Origin of the sequence: Aureimonas frigidaquae, assembly GCF_001463905.1 — a bacterium.
Lineage (GTDB): Bacteria > Pseudomonadota > Alphaproteobacteria > Rhizobiales > Rhizobiaceae > Aureimonas > Aureimonas frigidaquae.
This window is the reverse complement of sequence record NZ_BBWR01000002.1, coordinates 261,516-279,640: the sequence shown is the minus strand read 5'-3', so window position 1 is coordinate 279,640 and position 18,125 is coordinate 261,516. Positions and strand designations below refer to the sequence as shown.

The following is an 18,125-nucleotide window of genomic DNA, read 5'->3' as shown; positions in this document are numbered from 1 at the left end:
GTGGCTGCCTGCCGAAGGGGTAGATCTTCTGCATGACGGCTCGGTGTAAGGACGGTTCGGTTGGCGGTTGGGAGCGTGTTGCCGATGGCGATCATGCATCACGGGTTGGGCGGCACTCGCGGGGAACCGGTGGGCCGCCGGCTGTACCACGCCCTGCGCGAAAGGCTTGTGACGGGTGAGCTCGTGCCGGGCGCCCGACTGTCCGAGACGGAGATGGCCAGCACCTATGGTGTGAGCCGCCAGCCGGTGCGGGAGGCCTTCATCAAGCTTGCCGAGGAAAGGCTTCTCGAGATCCTGCCGCAGCGGGGCACCTTCGTCAGCCAGATCGACGTTCCGGCCGTCTTGTCGGCTCGCTTCGTACGCGAGGCTGTCGAGGCCGATATCGTGAAGCTCCTTGCCGAGCGGGGTGATGGCGCCCTGATCGTCCGTCTGCGTCAAGCCCTGCGGGAGCAGGCGGCGGCCGCCGACGCGGAAGATCCGGCGCGTTTCCTGGCGCTCGACGAGGCCTTCCACCGGGAGCTCGCCACCTCTGGAGGCCAAGGCGCAAGCTGGGATATCCTGCAGCCCTTGAAGACACAAATGGACCGCGTCCGCCACCTGAGCGCCCGATCGTTCCCGCTGCCTGCACTCCTGGCGCAGCATCAGGCGGTGGTGGATGCACTGGAAGCGCGGGACGCAGCCGCAGCGGATGCCGCCATGCGGGGCCACCTGCGCAAGATCATCGGCGATCTGCCCCAGGTGATCGAGGCAAGCCCCGATTATTTCCGGAACGCGGAAGGCCCGAACCCGGAAGGATATGCGTGACCTGCGTTCGGGCGCATGCGCGCGTATCGCGAAGGGCCACCATGGGAAGGATTTTCCGCATGGCCGACCGGCGGCGGCGCTTGCGTTCCTTGCCTTGGCGCGCCGATTGCGCAGGATCGCGCACAAACCGATAGCAATCACGGAACGACAATTCGACATGTCCGATTTACGCGCCGCGCTGGCCGCGGTGATCTTCCGACCCATCCTGCCTGGCGCCACGTTGCGCGAGCGCTTTTGGGCATGCTTTGCGGCGGTCGCCGCTGTTGCCCTGACGGGAATCGGCTCCGCCGCTCTTGTCGGCCAGGGAGCGCAGGGAGCGCTCCTGATCGCGCCGGTCGGGGCGTCGGCGGTGCTTCTGTTCTGCGTGCCGGCGAGCCCCTTGGCACAGCCCTGGCCGATCATCGGCGGCAACGGCCTGTCGGCCCTGTGCGGGCTCCTTGTCGCGTCGATGGTGCCGGAGCCGGCCCTTGCCGCCGGGCTGGCAGTGGCACTGGCCATCGCCGTCATGTCGCTGACGCGCTCGCTCCACCCGCCGGGCGGCGCTGCCGCTTTGACCGCCGTTCTGGGCGGCCCGTTGATAACGCATTGGGGCATCTGGTTCGCGGCCGTGCCGGTTGCCCTGAACTCCGCTCTTCTGGTGGCGATAGGGATTTCACTCCACCGGCTCTTCGGGCGCAGCTACCCCCACCGCCCGCTGCCGGCGGTAAACCCGCAGCACACCGCCGATGCACCGCCGGCGGTTCGCCTGGGCTTCCAGCAACAGGATGTGGACGCGGCGCTGTCGGCCATGCACGAGACGCTGGATGTCGTCCCGGAAGACCTCCTGACCGTGTTGCGTGAGATCGAGCATCAGACCGTCATGCGCATGCATGGCGATCTGATCTGCGAGAATGTCATGTCGCGCGATGTGGTGAGCGTGCGGTTGGACAGCGTTTGCACAGAGGCGCTTGCGCTGCTGCTTGGCCGCAATCTGCGCATCCTGCCCATCATTGCGCCGAACGGCAGCTTTGCGGGCGCGGTGGGTTTGCGGGATGTGATCGGCCGGGACGGACCCGTCGTCGACGCCGCGAAACCCTGCCCCAGCGCGCCGCCTTCGGCGCCTGTGGCGAGCCTGGTGCCCGTTTTGACCGATGGCCGCCACCACGCCGCAGTGATCCTGAACGACGACCGGACGGTGGCCGGCATCATTTCCCAGACGGATCTTCTCAGCGCCATGGGCCGGCTGGCCCTGACACGCACAGGCGGCACGCCAGCGCGTTGAGTGTCAGCTCAGGCGCTCAAGGAGCGCCCGGGCATTGTCGAGACGCTGTGCCGGATCGTCCGAAGAGACATCCAGGATCAGACGCAGCTCCGCCCAACGCAGCGGCTCACCCTTGCGTGGTTTGACGCGGCGCTTCAGCCGGTCCGCATCGTGCCGGGTGAAGGTGGCGGCAACGGCGCGCGGCCCGGCATCCAGCTTGCGGATGCCCAGCATCTGCGCTCGCAGGCGCAGCTGCGCCACTGCGAAGGCTGCTTGGAGTGGCGCGGGCAGGGCGCCGAACCGGTCTTCCACCTCGGCGCGCAGGGCGGCGAGCCCGTCCTCGGTGTCCGCGCGGTCGAGCGAGGCGGCCAGTTCGATGCGCAGTTCCGCCTCCGGCAGGTAGTCCTGCGGAATCGCCGTCGGGACGGACAGGCCCATGTCGCACCGCCAGTCCTGTGGCGGCTCTTCGCCCTTGGCCACGGCCAATGCACGCTCCAGAACGCGGCGATAGAGCGAGACGCCGATCATCTGCAGATGGCCGGCCTGATCGCTGCCCAACAGGTCTCCCGCGCCGCGCAGGTCCAGATCGCGCAGGCTGATGTCGAAGCCGGAGCCGAGCGTCGTCAGCTGCGACAGGACGCGGATGCGGGTCCGTGCCGCCTCTGTCAGCGCCGTGCCGGGATCGGTCATCAGGATCAGGCTTCCGCGGCGGCGGCCGCGCCCGACACGCCCCCGCAGCTGATGCAGCTGTGACAGGCCGAAGAGATCCGGCCGGAAGACGACGATCGTATTGGCGTTCGGCACGTCGAGCCCGGACTCAACGATGTTGGTGGCCAGCAGCACATCGCCCTTGCCGGCTGCGAAATCCAGCATGGCACGGTCCGCCTTGGCCGGCGACATATCCCCATGCAAGGTGGTGACCTTGAGCTTGGGTGCGCAGGCGGCGAGCGCGGCGGCCATGGGCTCCAGGTCTTCGATACGCGGGCAGACGACGAAGCTCTGGCCCTTGCGCGCCGCCTCCTCAGCCAGAATATCGGCAAGGCGTTCCTGGTCGAAGGGCATATGGCGCGTGCGCACGGGCAGGCGCCGGGGCGGCGGCGTGTCGATGACGCTGAGTTCCGTCATGCCCACGAAACCGGCCTGCAGCGTGCGCGGGATCGGCGTTGCCGTCATGGACAGGACGTGCCCCTGCGCGGCCATATTGCGCATTGCCGTCTTGTGCCGTGCGCCGAAACGCTGCTCTTCATCGATGACGAGCAGCGCCAGATCGGCGAAAGCGACGTCCTTGGCGCAGATCGCGTGCGTCGCGATGAGAAGATGGATCGTCCCGTCGGCCAGTCCCGCTTTGACGCTGCGGGCCTCTGCCGGCGTCTGCAGCCGCGAAAGCATCGCCACGCCGATACCGAGGCGCTGAAAGCGCTTGCGGGCCGTCTCGAAGTGCTGGCGGGCCAGAACGGTCGTCGGCGCGACGATGGCCGCCTGACGTCCCGCAAGGCAGGCGGCGGCGGCGGCGCGCAGGGCGATCTCCGTCTTGCCGAAGCCCACATCGGCGCAGAGCAGCCTGTCCATCGGCCGGCCGGAGGCAAGGTCGGCCGCGACATCGGCGGCAGCATCGGCCTGGCCGGCGGAAAGTTCGTATGGAAAGCCGACGCAGAAGCGCTCGAACAGGACGGGATCTGGCCGGATCGGGTCCGATCGCCGCTTGGCGCGTTGCCGCACCGCCTCCAGCATGGCCTCGGCCGTGCGCGTCGTTTCGAGCACGATGCGGTCGCGCTTGGCGGCCCATCCGTCTCCGGTCAGGCGGTCGAGCGCCACCTCGCTGTCCTGGCCGCCATACCGCCAGACGAAGCCGATCTCGCGGAAGGGGACCAGAAGTATGGCATCGTCATGATATCGCAGCCGCAACGCCTCGGTCTCGGAGTCGCCGTCCTGCATGGTCTCCACGCCGTCCAGCATAGCAACGCCATGATCGAAATGGACGACGGCATCGCCGATCTTGAGCGGCTCGTCGGCGCGGCGGAAGGCGGCATCCCGGCGGCTCGGCGCGCCGACCGACTGGCCGGCGACATCCCGCAGCGCGATGACGACGCGGCGAGCGGCATGGTCGACGAAGCCGGCATGGATCGGCGCGTCGAACCGCAACGCTGCCTCGGCGCCAGCGGCTTCCACGTCCTTCCAGCAATGGGCAATGTCGAGAGAGATGCCGAGCCGCCGGGCAATGCGACGGCTCCACAGGCGCATCGCCTGGCCGGAGGGCCCGGTCAGCACGAACTGGTAGCCTTGGGTGCGCAGCTCTTCGACGAAGCCGCACAAAGCATCGAGCGGTGCGGCGTCGAGGGCGAAGGCCGGGACATGCGCGTCCGGATCGTCCGGCTGCGCGGCCTCCACCACCGCCGCAAGGCTGGGGCCGAGATGCGTCTGCCATTCGGCATGCGTCAGGGTCATGGCGCGGGCCGCGGCGTTCTCATCCTCTGCCAGCGAAGCCAGGACATCGTCGGCGCGGCGGTCCACGCCATCCTCGATGATGATCCGGCAATCGCCGAGATAGTCGAAGACGGTTTCCGGCGTCTTACCAACCTCTTCGATAGCGGGATCGACGATCAGGTGTTCGATCGCCTCCTGCGTGCGCTGGGTCGCCGGGTGATAGGCGCGCAAGGAGTGGATGACCCCGTCCGCTGTCTCGATACGGCATGGCCGTGGCGCCGCAGCGGGAAATATCTCGACCACGCGTCCGCGAATGGCAGCCTCTCCCGGCGCATCGACGCGCTCGTCGAACGTGTAGCCGAGATGCTCCAGCCGCTCGCACGCCTGCGCAGGGTCGAATGCATCGCCCACGCGGTATTCCAGATGCATGTCCCGCCAGACTGAACGGGCCGGAACGCGCCGCAGGAGGGCCTCGGCGGTTGTCGCCAGGAGCTGTGGTCTTTTATCGGCATTCATGAGCCAGCGCAGGACGCTCATCCGCTGCCCGGCGGCCAGACTGGTGGCCGGCATATCGTCGGCGTCGAGCCCGTCCCATCGGGGGAAGCTGGCGGCCGCCTCATGGCCGCCAAAGATGCGCAGAAGCCGGGAGAGTTCCTCGGCGCGTCGGGCATTCTGCGCGACATAAAGGATCATCGGCCCCTTGGCCTCAAGGACCTGCCGGCGCAGGATCGCCGCAACGGCTCCGATCGGGCGCAGAGGACGCAGCGCCTCCACCTGGTTGCGCTGTGTTTCGATCGTGAGTTTCTGCAGCATATCGCCCTACTTTCCGCAGCCTGCCGTAGCTCCCGGGAGCCGGCAGAGTCAGAAGGACGAGGGCGTGTCTTTGGTTGCCGGGTGCGGCAAGGAAGCGCGTGGCGGCGACCGGAAACGGCCGCCGCCGAGAGTGTCGTTACTTGCCTTTGCCTTTGTTGAAGGGCTTGCGCGGCTTGCCGGCCCCGCGCGGCTCCCCGTCATGGGGCGGGCGCCCCGGCTTGCCGGAGCGCTCGCCGCTCTTGAAGGGCTTGCCTTTGCGCGGTGCGCCCGACGGGCCGCCATCGACGCTGGTGATGGTGATATCGTCACCGGCCTCGCCCAGCGCGACAGAGGCGAAACGCTCGGCCGCTTCTGCCGAAATCTCGAACTTCGTCTCGCGGTCGAAGATGCGGATGGAGCCGATATCGGCGCGCGTGATACGGCCGCGACGACACAGCATCGGCAGCACCCATTTGGGGTCGGCATTGTGCCGCCGGCCGATATCCATGTGGAACCAGACGGTCGGCCCCTGGGCGCGGGGTGCACGCAGCTTGCCGTCCTTGCCATCATGCGCGGGCTTCGGCTCGCGCTGGAAGCCGGGATCGAAGACGTCTTCCGGCGCGGGCAGGTGCGAGCGGTACATGCGCACCAGAAGCGCGGCGATCTCTTCGCTGGACCGGCCTTCGGCCAGGCGCCTTGCCACGTCGCGCTCGTCGTCGCTCGGCGGTTCGGCCCAGATCGGATCGGACAAAAGGCGTTCCTCGTCCAGGCGCCGGATCGCGTCCGGGGAGGGGGCCGCGCCCCAGCTTGCCTGGACATTGGCTTCCGCCAGCAGGCGCTCGGCCTTGCGCCGGCGAGACACCGGGACAAGCAGCGCCGAAACACCCTTGCGCCCGGCACGCCCGGTCCGACCGCTGCGATGCTGCAGGGTCTCGGAATCATTGGGCAGCTCGGCATGAATGACGAGGCCGAGATTGGGCAGGTCGATCCCGCGCGCGGCCACGTCCGTCGCCACGCAGACGCGGGCCTTGCCGTCCCGCAGGGCCTGCATGGTCTGGTTGCGTTCGGACTGGCTCAACTCGCCCGACAGCGCCACGGCTGCAAAGCCGCGCTCCACAAGTCCGGCATGCAGATGGCGCACCGTCTCGCGCGTGTTGCAGAAGACGATGGCGCTCGGCGCATCCGCATAGCGCAACAGGTTGACGACCGCGTGCTCGCTCTCATTGGGCGCGATGCGCACGGCCCGATACTCGATATCGGCGTGGCCGTCCTTGTCGGACTTCACATCGATGCGCAGGGCGTTGTTCTGGTACTGCCGCGCCATGGCCAGGACCGGCTTGGGCAGGGTGGCGGAAAAGAGCACGGTGCGCCGCTCGCGCGGGGTGGCGCCCAGGATGAATTCCAGATCCTCGCGGAAGCCGAGATTGAGCATCTCGTCCGCTTCGTCCAGCACCACGACGCGCAGCTTGCCGATCAAGAGGCGGCCACGCTCCAGATGGTCGCGCAACCGGCCCGGCGTGCCGATCACGATATGCGCGCCGGCTTGAAGCTGGGTGCGTTCGGACCTGGGGTCCATGCCGCCGACGCAACTGACGATCCGCGCGCCGGTTTGCGCATACAGCCATTCCAGCTCGCGCCGAACCTGCATGGCCAGCTCACGCGTGGGCGCCACGATGAGCGCCCGCGGCTCGCCGGCCGGTTCGAGCGGGCCGTCGGGCGGCAGAATGTCGGAGGCGATGGCGATGCCATAGGCGACGGTCTTGCCGGAGCCCGTCTGGGCGGAGACGATCAGATCGCGGCCTTCGATCTGGGGATCGAGGGTGGCCGCCTGAACGGGGGTCGCTTCGGTGTAGGCTCGACCGGCAAGCGCGCGGGCAAGGGCAGGATGTGCAGAACGGAAAGGCAATACGGAATCCTTCGGTGCCCACGGCATAGGCGCGGCAGGCTAAAGAGCCATCGCTACGCTTGCAACCGCCATCCCGTCAAGGCATGCCGTTCGTTCTACCGTATCTCCATTGCCTTTCCCGCGCCTTGCGGCTGCGCGTTCAACTCCGTGCCGTTGCGTCCGCATCGATCCGATAGTGGATCGGCTTGAAGGTGCCGCCATTGCTGGCCGGCGCGGAGCATGCCGTCAGCCCGATGATCAGGTCCATCGTGGCGCGGAAGACGATCCGGTCGCCGGCCTGGCTCAGCGGCGGCAGCACCTTGAAACTGCCGGTCACGCCGTCCACCGGGACATTCATGAAGCAATTGAAGGCCACGGGGATCTGGTCCGGCTCCACGCCGTAGGGGGCGAGGGCATGTGCCAGATTGCCGTGGCAGCCCTGGTGCGACGGCTCATTGTCGTAGCACAGGCGGAAGGTGGCCTCGCTGCACGGGGTCAGCAGGAAATCGTGGCGGCCCACTGTGTCCTCCACGATCTCCAGCATGACGTTGGAGCGGTTGGAATACAGCCTGTCGCCCGTGGTCAGGTAGATGCGCTCGGCATAGTCGAGGGTTCGTCCGCTCGACAGCATCTCGCGCGTATCGGCCGCATTCACCGCCAGAAGATCGGCCACCTGGCCGCCTTCCGCGTCGATCACGGTCAGTTCTTCGCCTGCGCGCAGCGCAAAGGCGCAGCCGCTGCGCGGCGCTATGACGGAAAACTCGCTCATCGATCCCCTCCGCCCTGTCCGGCCTTGGCAAGGCGCCCGAATGCGTCGGATGCCGGCCTGCGGTGGAACGGGCATTGCCAGCCATCGGACACGGCCCGACCACTATACTGCCGCGCTTCCGAAATCGAGCCGTGCCGCGCCAGCATCGGGTTGACACTGCCAGCAAGCTTGATGTCCCGGTCGAGGATCGACGTGCGCAGCTTCTCATATCGGTTTTCCGCGCGCAGCCATTCGAACTGATCGTGCAGGTTGAAGACCATGGTCGGCCGGGAAAATCGCCGGGCGGGCCGGCTGGCCTTCGGGAGCAGGCCGACCACGAAGAAGGCCTGCCCGCCGAAGCTCAACGAAAAGTGCGGATCCTTCGGGTCGGAGCTGACGCGCGGATCGAGCGCCTGCCCGCGCCATGCATCCTTGTCGGCGAGGGACTGGATGCGCTGCCACAGCATGTCTTCGAAGGCGTCTTCCGACAGATCGTCCGGCGTTTCGAAGACGACAGCGAAGCTCGTGAAAAGGGTCGGTTCCTGGCTATAGGCCCAGGCGAAGTGCATCAACCGGTCCTGTATTTCCAGGTCGTCCCAGGCGCTCGTCATGTCGCGCGCCGTATAGACGGTGAGCCGCCCCTGCTTGAGCGCGGACTTGGCCCCGACGCAGGGAAAGTCCCGATCTTCGATGAAATGGGCCAGATCTTCAGCCGGGCAGGAAGTGGACGCGGAACGTAACGGCATGGGATGTCCTTTGCGGACTCATCCAACCGGGCAGATGCTGCAACGTTCCCGTCTGTGCCCTCTTCGGTAGGTAGCAAATCCCTGCCTGGCTATGAAACGGCCAAGCTTGGCTGCAATAATGTCGCGTCCTATTCCTCGACGATCCAGATCTGCGCGCTCGGCTGTTCCCCATAAGGATAATCGATCATGCCCAGAAAGGGCGGGACCCGGCGCATCTGTTCCGTGCTCAGCTTCTGCGCGAGAGGTCCGAAGGCTTCGACGAAGGCGTTGATACCGGCGCCGCGCTCGGCTTCCGCATGGGTGATCCGGGTCAGAACCTCCAGGAAGTCGGCGGGCTGGGGTCCTTCATACCGTGCATCCGCCCGCGCGCGCGCCTTGGTGGCATTGTCGCGGATGACCGCTTCGACCGCGGGCCACAGTGCCGCCTGATCCGGCGTCAACTGCAGGACGGTCTTCAAGGCCGCGATCCGGGCGTCGAGGATGGCGGCCAGGTCGCCGGGCGTATCGGTCAGATAGGCCGGCGCGTCCGTCGGGCCGCCCATCGCCGGCTCGGCCGCCGGGCTTTCGACCTGCGCAAAAGCGGGCGCCGCAAAGCCGATGGCCGCGCCGATCAATACAATCCTCAATCCATGTCGCATGTCGTGCCCCTTGCGCCCGGGAAATATCGCATCTCGTCTCATCGGTACCCGCCGCCCGGCAGGGGGCCGCTATAGGGCGTGTCACGGCAATGGCCCCATGGTCCCCGCCAATAGCCGGGCGGACAGCCGTTGCCGCCAGCCTGGAAACCGCCGCCCGGCAGCGGGCCGGTATAGGGCGTATCACGGCAGTTGCCCCAGGGCCCGCGCCAGTAGCCGGGCGGGCAGGCGCCGCCGCCTTGCCAGCCGCCACCGGGAAGCGGCCCGGAATAGGGCGTATCCCGGCAGCCGCCCCAGGGGCCGCGCCAGGCGGTGGGCCCGCAGCCGGCGGCAATCTCGATGATGGGCAGGTTCTCGAACACGGGTGCCTCGGCAAAGACCGGTCCCGAACTGGCGGCGATGATGCCGAAGGCGATGGCTGCTGAGATGCGCATGCGAACGACCCTCGACCCTGATCCCAAAGGAGTAGATCACCGGTTGCGTTCTTTCACAATAAGCCAGCATGGATATTTGGCTGAATGCGCTCGGAACGAAGCCTCTTTCCGCCCGCGCAGTCGTCACGCTAATGGTGAACTTCCGTATCGCCGCCTTGCGCAAGGAGCCCACTTTGGCCAGACTCATCCACTCCATGATCCGCGTTCTCGACGAGGCGCGTTCGGTCGCCTTCTACAAAACGGCCTTCGGGCTCGACGTCGCCGATCGCATCGACTTCGACAGCTTCACGCTGATCTACCTGTCCAATGCCGAAAGCGGTTTCGAGCTGGAGCTTACCGTCAACAAGGGCACGCAGACGCCCTACGACCTTGGCAACGGCTATGGCCACCTGGCGGTATCGGTGGACGATCTCGGCGCCGAGCACGCCCGGCTGAAGGATGCGGGCCTGTCCCCGCGGGATATCAAGACGCTCGACGCCCCGGATGGCGGGGCGGCGCGCTTCTTCTTCATCGAGGATCCGGACGGCTACCGGATCGAGGTTCTGGAACGGTCCTGGCGCTTCGCCTGAGACCCGGCGACTGGCTGGCCCTCGTCGGTACGGCCGTTCAGAAACCTTTCGGTGCCTGCTCGACGTCGTCGCCGCCACCCCTGGCAAGCTGAACCGCAAGGATCGCAATGACGGCGACAAAGGCGATCAGTAAGGCGACGGCGATGGGGCTGGAGACAAAGATGTGCAGGCCGCCATTCGAGATATCGAAGGCCTGCCGCATGCTCGTTTCGAGCCGTGGCGCCAGCACGAAGGCCAGGAGCAGCGGCGCGACGGGATAGTCTGCGAGCTTCAACAGATAGGCCGCGACACCCACTCCCAGCATGAACCAGACATCGAACATATTTCCGTTGACGCTGTAGGCCGCCACCACGCAGACCATGGCGATCAGCGGAATGAGGATGCCGGTCGGTATGGACAGGATCCGCATCAGGAACGGGATGATCGCAAAGGCGGCGATCACGGCCATGATGTTGCCGATATACATGGACGAAATCAGGCCCCACACGAAATCGGGCTGCGTCTGGAACAGGAGGGGGCCAGGTTGTAGGCCCCACATCATCAGGCCGCCCAGAAGGATGGCCGACGTTCCGGAGCCGGGGATACCGAGCGACAGGAGCGGCGCGAAGGACCCCACGGCAGCGGCGTTGTTCCCCGCTTCCGAGGCGACGACGCCCTCCACGCAGCCCTTGCCCATCTGCGCCCGGTTCCGGCCGATCCGCTTTTCCAGAATATAGGCGAAGAAGCTGCCCACGGTTGCGCCGGCACCCGGCAGGACGCCGGTCAGCGTTCCGACAAGTCCGCTGCGCAACGATGGCGGGAAAAGCGCGGCGGCATCGGCCCGTGACGGAAAGGATTCCCGGATGCCGACCCTGGATTTCGGCGCTTCGCCGGAGAGTTTCGTGCCCACCATCTCCATCAGCTGCGCGAAACCGAACATGCCGATCACCAGCGGGATGAAGGAGATGCCGTTCAACAGGTTGATGGAGTCGAAGGTGAAGCGAGGCTGCCCGAAGGTCACGCCTATGCCGATGGTCGACAGAAGAATGCCGAGGCCCGTCGACACCAGCCCCTTCCATGGGCTGGAGCCGAGCAGCCAGCCGATGGATGTCAGCGCCACCAGGATCAGGAGGGCGGTTTCCGCCGGCCCGAAGCGAAGCCCGAAACCGGCCAGGAGCGGGCCGGTGAAGGTCAGGATGATGATGGCGATCGTCGCCCCGATGAAGGAGGCGTAGTTTGCGCCGAAGAGCGCACGCCCTGCCTCGCCCCGGCGTGCCATGGGATACCCGTCCACCGCGGTGATGACGGCAGGAGCATCGCCCGGGATGTTGATGAGAATGGCGCTGTAGGCCCCGCCGAACATGCAGCCGAAATAGACCGCCGCCAGCATGATGATGGCCGTTGTCGGCTCCACGCCGAAGGTCAGCGGCAGAAGGAGCGCGATGGCCGTGACGGAGCCCAGCCCCGGTATGGCGCCGATGACGATGCCGAGCACCGAGCCGATCAGCGCCGCCAGGAGATTGGCTGGCATGAGGGAGATGGCAAATCCGGCCATCAGCGATTGAAGCGTATCCATGACCTCAGTTCCACAAGGTGACGATGGAGGGAACCAGGCTGTCGGGGAAGTACACGCCCAGCCAGACGGAGAAGATGAGATGGGTTATGACGAGGCCGCCGATGGCCGACAGGAGCGCATCGCGCCAGCTCCGCTTCTCCACCAGGCGGACCCAGACCAGGATGAAGAGGCTCATCGCCTCCACCATGCCGATGACCGGTACCAGGAGAAGCGCCGCCACGACACCGACAGCCGGCAGCATGCTGCTCCAGACCAAAGGCGTGACGCTGCCGCGCGCAGTATCGAACAGGCTGATGGCGGCGGGGATCGCCGTCAGAAGGCCAGCCAGCAGGGGAAAGAAGCCCGGCCCGGGCCCTCGATTGATCCAGACGCCGTAATGGAACAGGCCGAAGCCGGCGAAGATGCCGCCAATGGCGACAAGCGCGATCGACACGCAGACATCGATCCGGAACCCGCTCGACGACGGGGAATTCTGGGGTACGCTCATGGGGCGCGCTCGCGGGTAAGGTCGGCGGCGGGCGCCTTGGCGCCCGCGCACGACGGGGGCAGTTACTGGATGAAGCCGAGGTCGGTCAGGAGCTCGAGGTAACGCGCTTCTTCGCGCTTCCAGAAGGCGGCGCTTTCCTCCGCATCCATGTAGGCGGGGATGAGGCTGTTGCGCTCGATGTCTTCCTTCCACTCGTCCGACTGGCTGACCTGCGAGAGCACGCCATTCCAGTAGGCGATGGCTTCCGGCGGCAGGTCCGGCGGCCCCGCATAGCCGCGGAACATTTCGAAGACCGCATCGGGGTGGCCCTGCTCGACAAAGGTCGGAACCTCTGCAAACGCGCCTTCAAGCCGCTGCTCCGAGAAAATACCGAGCCCCTTCACGCTGCCACCCTCGATCTGGGCGGAAATCTCGGACGGGTTGAAGATGCCGACGGTCACATGTCCGCCGAGCACGGCGGCCAGTGCGTCCCCGCCGCCCTCGAAGGGAACGTATTGAAGGGCACCTTCGGCCGGCTGGTTGGCAAGGGCGAAGACGAGATTGTCTTCACCGCCCCGGCCGCTGCCACCGACCGTCAGGGTCTGCGGCGCCGCGCGGGCGGCCTCGGCAAGATCGGCGAAACTTTCATAGGGGCTGTCGGCCCGCACGACGAAGACCAGCGTATCGAGCGCCAGCGTTCCGAGCGGGGTGATATTGTCCAGCCGGACCTGAGCGTTGTTGGTCAGCATGCTCATCATCTGACCGGAATTGAACGTCATGAGCGTGTGCGGCTCGGCCGTGCGGCTCGCCACATAGGAATTGCCCACGGCGCCCGAGCCGCCCGGCCGGTTCAGGATCATCATATTGCGCGGGATCAGCCGGTTCTTGCGGATCGCCTCGGAAAGGGCACGTGCGTTCAAGTCACTGCCGCCGCCCGCACTGTAGGGGACGATGAACTCGATGTTGCGCCTGGGCGTCCATTCGGCCTCCTGGGCCGAGGCGCTGAGCGGACCGAGCGCCAGGATGGCGACAAGCCCGGTGGCTTTCAGAAAATGCATGCGGTTTCCTCCCATTGCATGTCATCTCGTTTCGATGCGCGTCGTCGTCAGTCGCCCGTCCAGTCGGGCAGCGTCCTGGTCTTTCCCAGGAAGGTCGCGACGCCGCGCTTGAAGTCGGCGCTGCCATAGACACGCTCGATCAGGTCGCTCGTATCGGGCAGATTGCCTTGCGTGATCCTTCGGGCTGTTTCCTTGAAGGCCCGGCTCGTCAGCGGCGCGTTTTCCGCGGCGCGGCCGGCAACGGCGTCGAGGGTTTGCGCCAGCGCGTCCGGCTCCACGGCGCGCAGCAGGAACCCGCTGGCAGCGAGTTCTTCCGCCTCGATGATCTCTCCCAGGAGCACCATACGCCGGGCAACGGACAGGCCGACCGCCGCGCCGACGCGCGCAATGGTGGCTGCGGACAGGCAATTGCCGAGGGTGCGGCCGATGGGAGAGCCGAACCGTGCGGACGTCGTGGCGATTCGAAAATCGCATGCGCAGGCAATGTTGAGCCCGCCGCCGACCGCCCAACCTTCCACAACAGCGATGGTGGTTTGCGGAACCCTGTCGACCGCCTCCATGCAGGCGTCGATCATGGCTTCGTAGGCGACCCCATCCGCCCCGCTCTGGAACGCGGAGAAGCCGGAAATATCCGTACCGGATACGAAGGCCTTGCCGCCCGTTCCGCGGAAGACGACCACGCGGGTCGATGCATCCTGCGCGACCGCTTCGCAGGCGCGCCGCATCTCGTGCCACATATCCGTGGTCAGCGCGTTGTGGGCCGCGGGGTTGTCGAAGCGGATCTCGGTGACGGGTCCGCTCCTGCCGACGATGACCGACGGCGCGCTCATCGCACAAGCTCCGGGCCGGCCAGCACACCTCTTTCGACCAGTTCCCGGCGGATCTCGTCGCCGTGCTCGTTCAGGAGCGGGGGCGGCAACCGAACCTCCTGCGGCGTTCCGCTCAACTTGACCGGGAACCCGAGCGATTGGTACGTGCCCTCGACAGGGTGGGGGATGGTCTGGACCATCTCACGCGCCACGGCCTGTTCCGACGCGACCGCCTCGCCATAGTCGAGGATCGGCGCAGCCGGCACGCCGGCATCCATGAGAATGCCGATCCACGCGTCCCGCGACCGCGTTCGGAAGGTCGATGTCAGCTCCTCGATCAGGGCGATGCGGTTGGCAAGACGCGCCACATTGGTTGCGTAGCGTTCATCCTCCTGGAGTTCGGGCCGCCCGATGGCCGCGATCATCTTGATCCAGAGGCCCTGATTGGCAGCCCCGATCACGAACCATCCGTCGCTCGCTTCGACCGCCTGATACGGCGCAGACATTCGGTTTGCCGATCCGATCGGGACGGGAGAGCGGCGGGTTCCCCACAGCTCCGTCGTCTCCCAGATGGACAGGCCGAGCGCCGCTTCGAAGAGGGAAGCGTCAATGTGCTGGCCCTGTCCCGACGCCTGCCGGCCAATGACCGCGCTCAGGATGGCATAGGTTGCAAACAGGCCGGCGCCGAGGTCGGCGACGGCGATGGAGTTCTTCGCCGGCTCCATGCCTTCGAAGCCGTTCGAACTCAAGATGCCCGAGACAGCCTGCGCGATAAGGTCGAAACCGGGGCGTTGCGACCAGGGCCCCGTCTGACCGAAGCCGCTGATGCTCGCATAGATGAGCCGTGGGTTTATATCGCAGAGGGTCGCATAGTCCATCCCCAACCGGGCCGCGACACCCGGGCGCGCATTTTCGACCAGCACGTCGGCCGTCCGGACCAGCGCATAGAGCACTTCCCGGTCCTCCGGCGTCTTGAGGTCAAGGGTGATGCTGCGCTTGTTCCGGTTCAGCGCCAGGAAGCCGGGGCTGTCGGAGCCTTTCAGTCTGAACCCCATGGAATGCCGGGTTGAATCCCCCGTTTTCGGCGGCTCGATCTTGATGACGTCGGCACCCATATCGCCCAGCATCATGCAGCAGAATGGACCTGCCATGACCTGCGAGATGTCGAGAACGCGGATACCGTCGAGGGGCAATGGCACTGGTGGATCCTCCCAATTCGATCATGTGGTCCGGCGGCGGCTCGCTCCCTCCGCAACTTCCGGTCCTAGGGCACCTGATCATATAGGATATAGGGATTGCAAGTGCGTCTGATGGTCCGTTGGAGGACGATTGCGGTCGGAGGTACATGCGATCAGCCGCAGAGCCCGCTGCGGAAAACGGCTGGTTTCCGGGCGTTTGACGTGCTGTAGTCGGCAGAATTCGGGGACGATAGGCGGCCAAATAGAAAGATATCTGCTTGCTAGGGTGACCGAATATGCGACAATCGTATAGGATCATAGTTCCGTGATGATCCTGTCCTCATCCGCTCTGACAAGGTCTTCCATGCCGATTTGATGGGGAATCGAATATGTCAGCGTGACTGGCCAGTCGTGGATGCGGCGTTTGCGGGGGACGAGCCCTTATGAAGAACAACCCACATGCCTTCACGGTCGCGCCCGGCGACGCGATCCGGGCACCAGCCTTTCCGAAGTCGCTCGTCGAAACCGCCTATGAGCATCTTCTGTCGCTGATCGTCACCATGCGGATCCCGCCCGATGGGCATATCGGCATCGAGGGCCTGGCGCGGGAGTTGAAGATATCCCAGACCCCGATTCGGGAGGCGCTGAACCTCCTCGAGGCGCAGAAGCTGGCCTATAAGATCCCCAATGTCGGATTTCGGGCCGCGCCGCTGTTGAAGCGTTCCGAGATCCGGGATCTGTTCGAACTGCGCTTACTGGTCGAGCCGCGGGCCGCAGCCTTTGCGGCGCAGCGCAGTTCGGACGAGACGCTGGCGGCCTTGCGTGACATGTCGCAGGCCATGTCCCGCTCGGTCGAGGGCGATGTCGAATATGCCCAGTTCGCCGAGGGGGATGCGCGGCTGCACCAGTTGATCGGCGCGGCCAGTGGTAACCGTTTCATCGCCGAGATGATCGAGAGCCTGCATGTGCATCTGCACATATTCCGCTTTCTGTACCGCACCAGCGCGGCGGTCGACGCCGCGCAGGAGCACGCGGCGCTTGTTGCAGCGCTGCTCGATCGCGATCCCTTCGCGGCGGAGGAGGCGATGCGGGCGCATCTGATCGCATCGCGCGGGCGGATGGAACGCGCCGTCAATGCGCAGGAGGCCGCGGATGATTCACGGCCGGCGGCTCCGCGGCGCCGGCGACGAACGGTCGGCGCCAACGGTGGCACCCCGTCATAAAACCTGCGTCTTAGGGTGGCGCGGGTGCGGCCCGACGGTCGCCCGCCGGGCCGCATCAGCTTAGGCGCGGCGCGGCGGAAGGACGGGCAGGGGTTCGGCCCGGCCCACGATGAAGGCGTAGGAGAATGCGCCGACAAGCGCCATCACGGCCGCCATCAGGAAGGACGGCGTGTAGCTGCCGTTGAACTTGTCCAGGAGCCATCCGAACAGGAAGGGGCTGATGATGCCCGCGATGTTGGATGCGAAGTTCTGGATGCCGCCGATGGAGGCGACATGGCGCGAGCTCGGCGCCACATCCGCCGGCAGGGACCAGATGCCCGTCGCCGCGATGGCGAGGCTGCTGTAGGAAACCGCCAGGAAGAAGAGCGCTGCCGGGAGCGATTCCACCAGCGCCGCCGGCAGGATCGCCGAACCACCCAGCATGCCGCCGACCATCACCGTCTTGCGCACGGTGGTCACGCTTGCGCCGTTGCGGATGGCGCGGTCGGCGGCCAGCCCGGCGATCCAGGCCGTCACCACGGCCGCAAGGCCGGGCAACATGCCGTAAAGGCCGAGTTCGGCAAGGTTCAACCCGCGGGCTGTCTTCAGATAGCTCGGGAACCAGGTCAGGAAGAAGTAGATGACGAAGTTCAGGCAGAAGAAGCCGATCATCATGCCCCAGACGGTGCGGTAGCGGAACAGGTCCGCCCAGCGGATCTTAAGCGCCTCTGCATCGTCATTGTCTTCGCTGCGCCCGCCATTGTCGGCAATGTAGCGCTTCTCCAGATCGTTGGCCTTGGGCTGCTCTTCCGGATCGCGGTAGGTGACGTACCAGAAGAACGCCCAGACGATGCCGACCGCGCCCAGGATGACGAAGGAGTAATGCCAGGTCGCAAAGGCCATGATGGCCGTGACGATGGGCAGGGCGAGCACGGTCCCCACGCGCGATCCGGAATCGATCACCGCCGTGGCGAAGGCGCGCTCGCTCGTGGGGAACCAGCGCGAGGCGGCCTTGGTGGCCGAAGGATAGGCAGGCGCTTCGCCCGCACCCAGGAAGAAGCGGACGGTGAAGAAGCTCCAGAAGCTGTTGGCCAGCGGTGTCAGCGCCGTGAAGACCGACCACCAGACGGCTGCCAGCGAGAAGCTGCGGCGCGCGCCCAGCTTGTCGGTCAGCCAGCCCGCCAGGAGCATCATGCCGTCATAGGCCCAGAAGAAGGCGCCGAGGATCAGGCCCTTTTCCGTGTTGGTCAGGTTCAGCCCCAGCTCATCATCGATGAAGGGCAGGGCCACGCTCATATTGGCGCGGTCCAGATAGTTGATGGTCAACCCGCAAAAGCACATGAAGAGCACGAAGTAGCGGATCTTCGTCGCGCCGGAGGGCGCCTTGCCCGAGCGTGTCTCGCTCATGCGCATGCACCTGCCATTGCCCAAAAACAACCAGTCGTCTTCATGGGTTACTCCCATCTTCCCTCGTGCCACGCCGCAGGTCCGGGCGCTGGCAGGCCGAGGCCGTCCCAATTTCGTGATGGAACGCAAGCGTTCGATCACGGCGAGTTGAGGCCGGCCATTAAGAGCCGGGA

General features: G+C 66.2%; 16 protein-coding genes. 4 read left to right on the top strand and 12 right to left on the bottom strand.

Annotated features, from left to right (window positions below; translation table 11 throughout):
• Positions 1 to 129 precede the first annotated feature (129 nt).
• Together AUL30_RS01340 and AUL30_RS01335 are read left to right on the top strand one after the other, a co-directional pair.
• A complete protein-coding gene (locus AUL30_RS01340; RefSeq protein WP_244490673.1) occupies positions 130 to 804 on the top strand; it encodes a GntR family transcriptional regulator in 675 nt (224 codons plus the stop codon).
• 157 nt (positions 805 to 961) lie between these two features.
• Positions 962 to 2,065, top strand: coding sequence for an HPP family protein (locus tag AUL30_RS01335; protein ID WP_062226016.1), 1,104 nt, complete (start codon positions 962 to 964; stop codon positions 2,063 to 2,065).
• A gap of 3 nt (positions 2,066 to 2,068) precedes the next feature.
• Here the strand turns inward: AUL30_RS01335 and AUL30_RS01330 are convergent, their stop codons facing one another.
• From AUL30_RS01330 to AUL30_RS01305, 6 genes are all read right to left on the bottom strand, one after another.
• On the bottom strand, positions 2,069 to 5,281 hold the full coding sequence (locus AUL30_RS01330) for a helicase-related protein (RefSeq protein WP_062226014.1): 3,213 nt from the start codon (positions 5,279 to 5,281) through the stop codon (positions 2,069 to 2,071).
• A gap of 136 nt (positions 5,282 to 5,417) precedes the next feature.
• Positions 5,418 to 7,166, bottom strand: a complete 1,749-nt coding sequence (locus tag AUL30_RS01325) for a DEAD/DEAH box helicase (protein WP_407638251.1) — start codon at positions 7,164 to 7,166, stop codon at positions 5,418 to 5,420.
• 139 nt (positions 7,167 to 7,305) lie between these two features.
• Positions 7,306 to 7,914 carry a DUF1989 domain-containing protein gene (locus AUL30_RS01320; RefSeq protein ID WP_062226010.1) on the bottom strand — a complete coding sequence of 203 codons (609 nt, stop codon included), beginning with the start codon at positions 7,912 to 7,914 and terminating at the stop codon, positions 7,306 to 7,308.
• Complete coding sequence (gene gntA, locus AUL30_RS01315; protein WP_062226009.1) at positions 7,911 to 8,639, bottom strand: guanitoxin biosynthesis heme-dependent pre-guanitoxin N-hydroxylase GntA; 729 nt, start codon at positions 8,637 to 8,639, stop codon at positions 7,911 to 7,913. The genes AUL30_RS01320 and gntA overlap by 4 nt, the downstream gene beginning before the upstream one ends.
• 128 nt (positions 8,640 to 8,767) lie before the next feature.
• Complete coding sequence (locus AUL30_RS01310) at positions 8,768 to 9,253, bottom strand: hypothetical protein (RefSeq protein WP_062226007.1); 486 nt, start codon at positions 9,251 to 9,253, stop codon at positions 8,768 to 8,770.
• Between the two features lie 62 nt (positions 9,254 to 9,315).
• The gene (locus AUL30_RS01305; RefSeq protein ID WP_244490672.1) at positions 9,316 to 9,708 is read right to left on the bottom strand and encodes a GCG_CRPN prefix-to-repeats domain-containing protein; all 393 of its coding nucleotides are present in this window, start codon (positions 9,706 to 9,708) and stop codon (positions 9,316 to 9,318) included.
• A gap of 173 nt (positions 9,709 to 9,881) precedes the next feature.
• On the opposite strand from AUL30_RS01305, the gene AUL30_RS01300 reads away from it, so the two are divergent.
• On the top strand, positions 9,882 to 10,277 hold the full coding sequence (locus tag AUL30_RS01300) for a VOC family protein (RefSeq protein WP_062226492.1): 396 nt from the start codon (positions 9,882 to 9,884) through the stop codon (positions 10,275 to 10,277).
• A gap of 37 nt (positions 10,278 to 10,314) precedes the next feature.
• Here AUL30_RS01300 and AUL30_RS01295 read toward each other — a convergent pair whose 3' ends face one another.
• The 5 genes from AUL30_RS01295 to AUL30_RS01275 all read right to left on the bottom strand — a co-directional run bounded on the left by AUL30_RS01295 (position 10,315) and on the right by AUL30_RS01275 (position 15,364).
• Positions 10,315 to 11,832, bottom strand: coding sequence for a tripartite tricarboxylate transporter permease (locus tag AUL30_RS01295; RefSeq protein ID WP_192842987.1), 1,518 nt, complete (start codon positions 11,830 to 11,832; stop codon positions 10,315 to 10,317).
• Between the two features lie 4 nt (positions 11,833 to 11,836).
• A complete protein-coding gene (locus AUL30_RS01290; protein ID WP_083507596.1) occupies positions 11,837 to 12,319 on the bottom strand; it encodes a tripartite tricarboxylate transporter TctB family protein in 483 nt (160 codons plus the stop codon).
• Positions 12,320 to 12,381: 62 nt separating this feature from the next.
• Entirely contained in the window at positions 12,382 to 13,356 is a 975-nt protein-coding gene (locus tag AUL30_RS01285) for a Bug family tripartite tricarboxylate transporter substrate binding protein (RefSeq protein WP_062226003.1), read from the bottom strand.
• 47 nt (positions 13,357 to 13,403) lie between these two features.
• Positions 13,404 to 14,186: an enoyl-CoA hydratase gene (locus AUL30_RS01280; RefSeq protein ID WP_062226001.1), complete on the bottom strand. Its 783-nt coding sequence runs from the start codon at positions 14,184 to 14,186 to the stop codon at positions 13,404 to 13,406.
• Positions 14,183 to 15,364, bottom strand: a complete 1,182-nt coding sequence (locus tag AUL30_RS01275) for a CaiB/BaiF CoA transferase family protein (RefSeq protein ID WP_062225999.1) — start codon at positions 15,362 to 15,364, stop codon at positions 14,183 to 14,185. Before AUL30_RS01275 ends, AUL30_RS01280 begins: the two co-directional genes overlap by 4 nt.
• A 422-nt stretch (positions 15,365 to 15,786) precedes the next feature.
• Between AUL30_RS01275 and AUL30_RS01270 the strand changes: the two genes are divergently transcribed.
• Positions 15,787 to 16,566 carry a GntR family transcriptional regulator gene (locus tag AUL30_RS01270; RefSeq protein ID WP_062225997.1) on the top strand — a complete coding sequence of 260 codons (780 nt, stop codon included), beginning with the start codon at positions 15,787 to 15,789 and terminating at the stop codon, positions 16,564 to 16,566.
• A gap of 60 nt (positions 16,567 to 16,626) precedes the next feature.
• On the opposite strand, the gene AUL30_RS01265 is transcribed toward AUL30_RS01270, so the two are convergent.
• Positions 16,627 to 17,952 (bottom strand): MFS transporter, encoded by a 1,326-nt coding sequence (locus AUL30_RS01265; protein ID WP_202814469.1) that lies wholly within the window; start codon positions 17,950 to 17,952, stop codon positions 16,627 to 16,629.
• Positions 17,953 to 18,125: the final 173 nt, after the last annotated feature.

Excerpts from the sequence above, each read along its gene's own strand:
- AUL30_RS01335 (WP_062226016.1), top strand. The coding sequence starts at position 962 with ATGTCCGATTTACGCGCCGCGCTGGCCGCGGTGATCTTCCGACCCATC.
- AUL30_RS01320 (WP_062226010.1), bottom strand. The coding sequence starts at position 7,914 with ATGAGCGAGTTTTCCGTCATAGCGCCGCGCAGCGGCTGCGCCTTTGCG.
- AUL30_RS01330 (WP_062226014.1), bottom strand. The coding sequence starts at position 5,281 with ATGCTGCAGAAACTCACGATCGAAACACAGCGCAACCAGGTGGAGGCG.
- AUL30_RS01280 (WP_062226001.1), bottom strand. The coding sequence starts at position 14,186 with ATGAGCGCGCCGTCGGTCATCGTCGGCAGGAGCGGACCCGTCACCGAG.
- gntA (WP_062226009.1), bottom strand. The coding sequence starts at position 8,639 with ATGCCGTTACGTTCCGCGTCCACTTCCTGCCCGGCTGAAGATCTGGCC.
- AUL30_RS01305 (WP_244490672.1), bottom strand. The coding sequence starts at position 9,708 with ATGCGCATCTCAGCAGCCATCGCCTTCGGCATCATCGCCGCCAGTTCG.
- AUL30_RS01270 (WP_062225997.1), top strand. The coding sequence starts at position 15,787 with ATGAAGAACAACCCACATGCCTTCACGGTCGCGCCCGGCGACGCGATC.
- AUL30_RS01295 (WP_192842987.1), bottom strand. The coding sequence starts at position 11,832 with ATGGATACGCTTCAATCGCTGATGGCCGGATTTGCCATCTCCCTCATG.
- AUL30_RS01285 (WP_062226003.1), bottom strand. The coding sequence starts at position 13,356 with ATGCATTTTCTGAAAGCCACCGGGCTTGTCGCCATCCTGGCGCTCGGT.
- AUL30_RS01290 (WP_083507596.1), bottom strand. The coding sequence starts at position 12,319 with ATGAGCGTACCCCAGAATTCCCCGTCGTCGAGCGGGTTCCGGATCGAT.
- AUL30_RS01265 (WP_202814469.1), bottom strand. The coding sequence starts at position 17,952 with ATGAGCGAGACACGCTCGGGCAAGGCGCCCTCCGGCGCGACGAAGATC.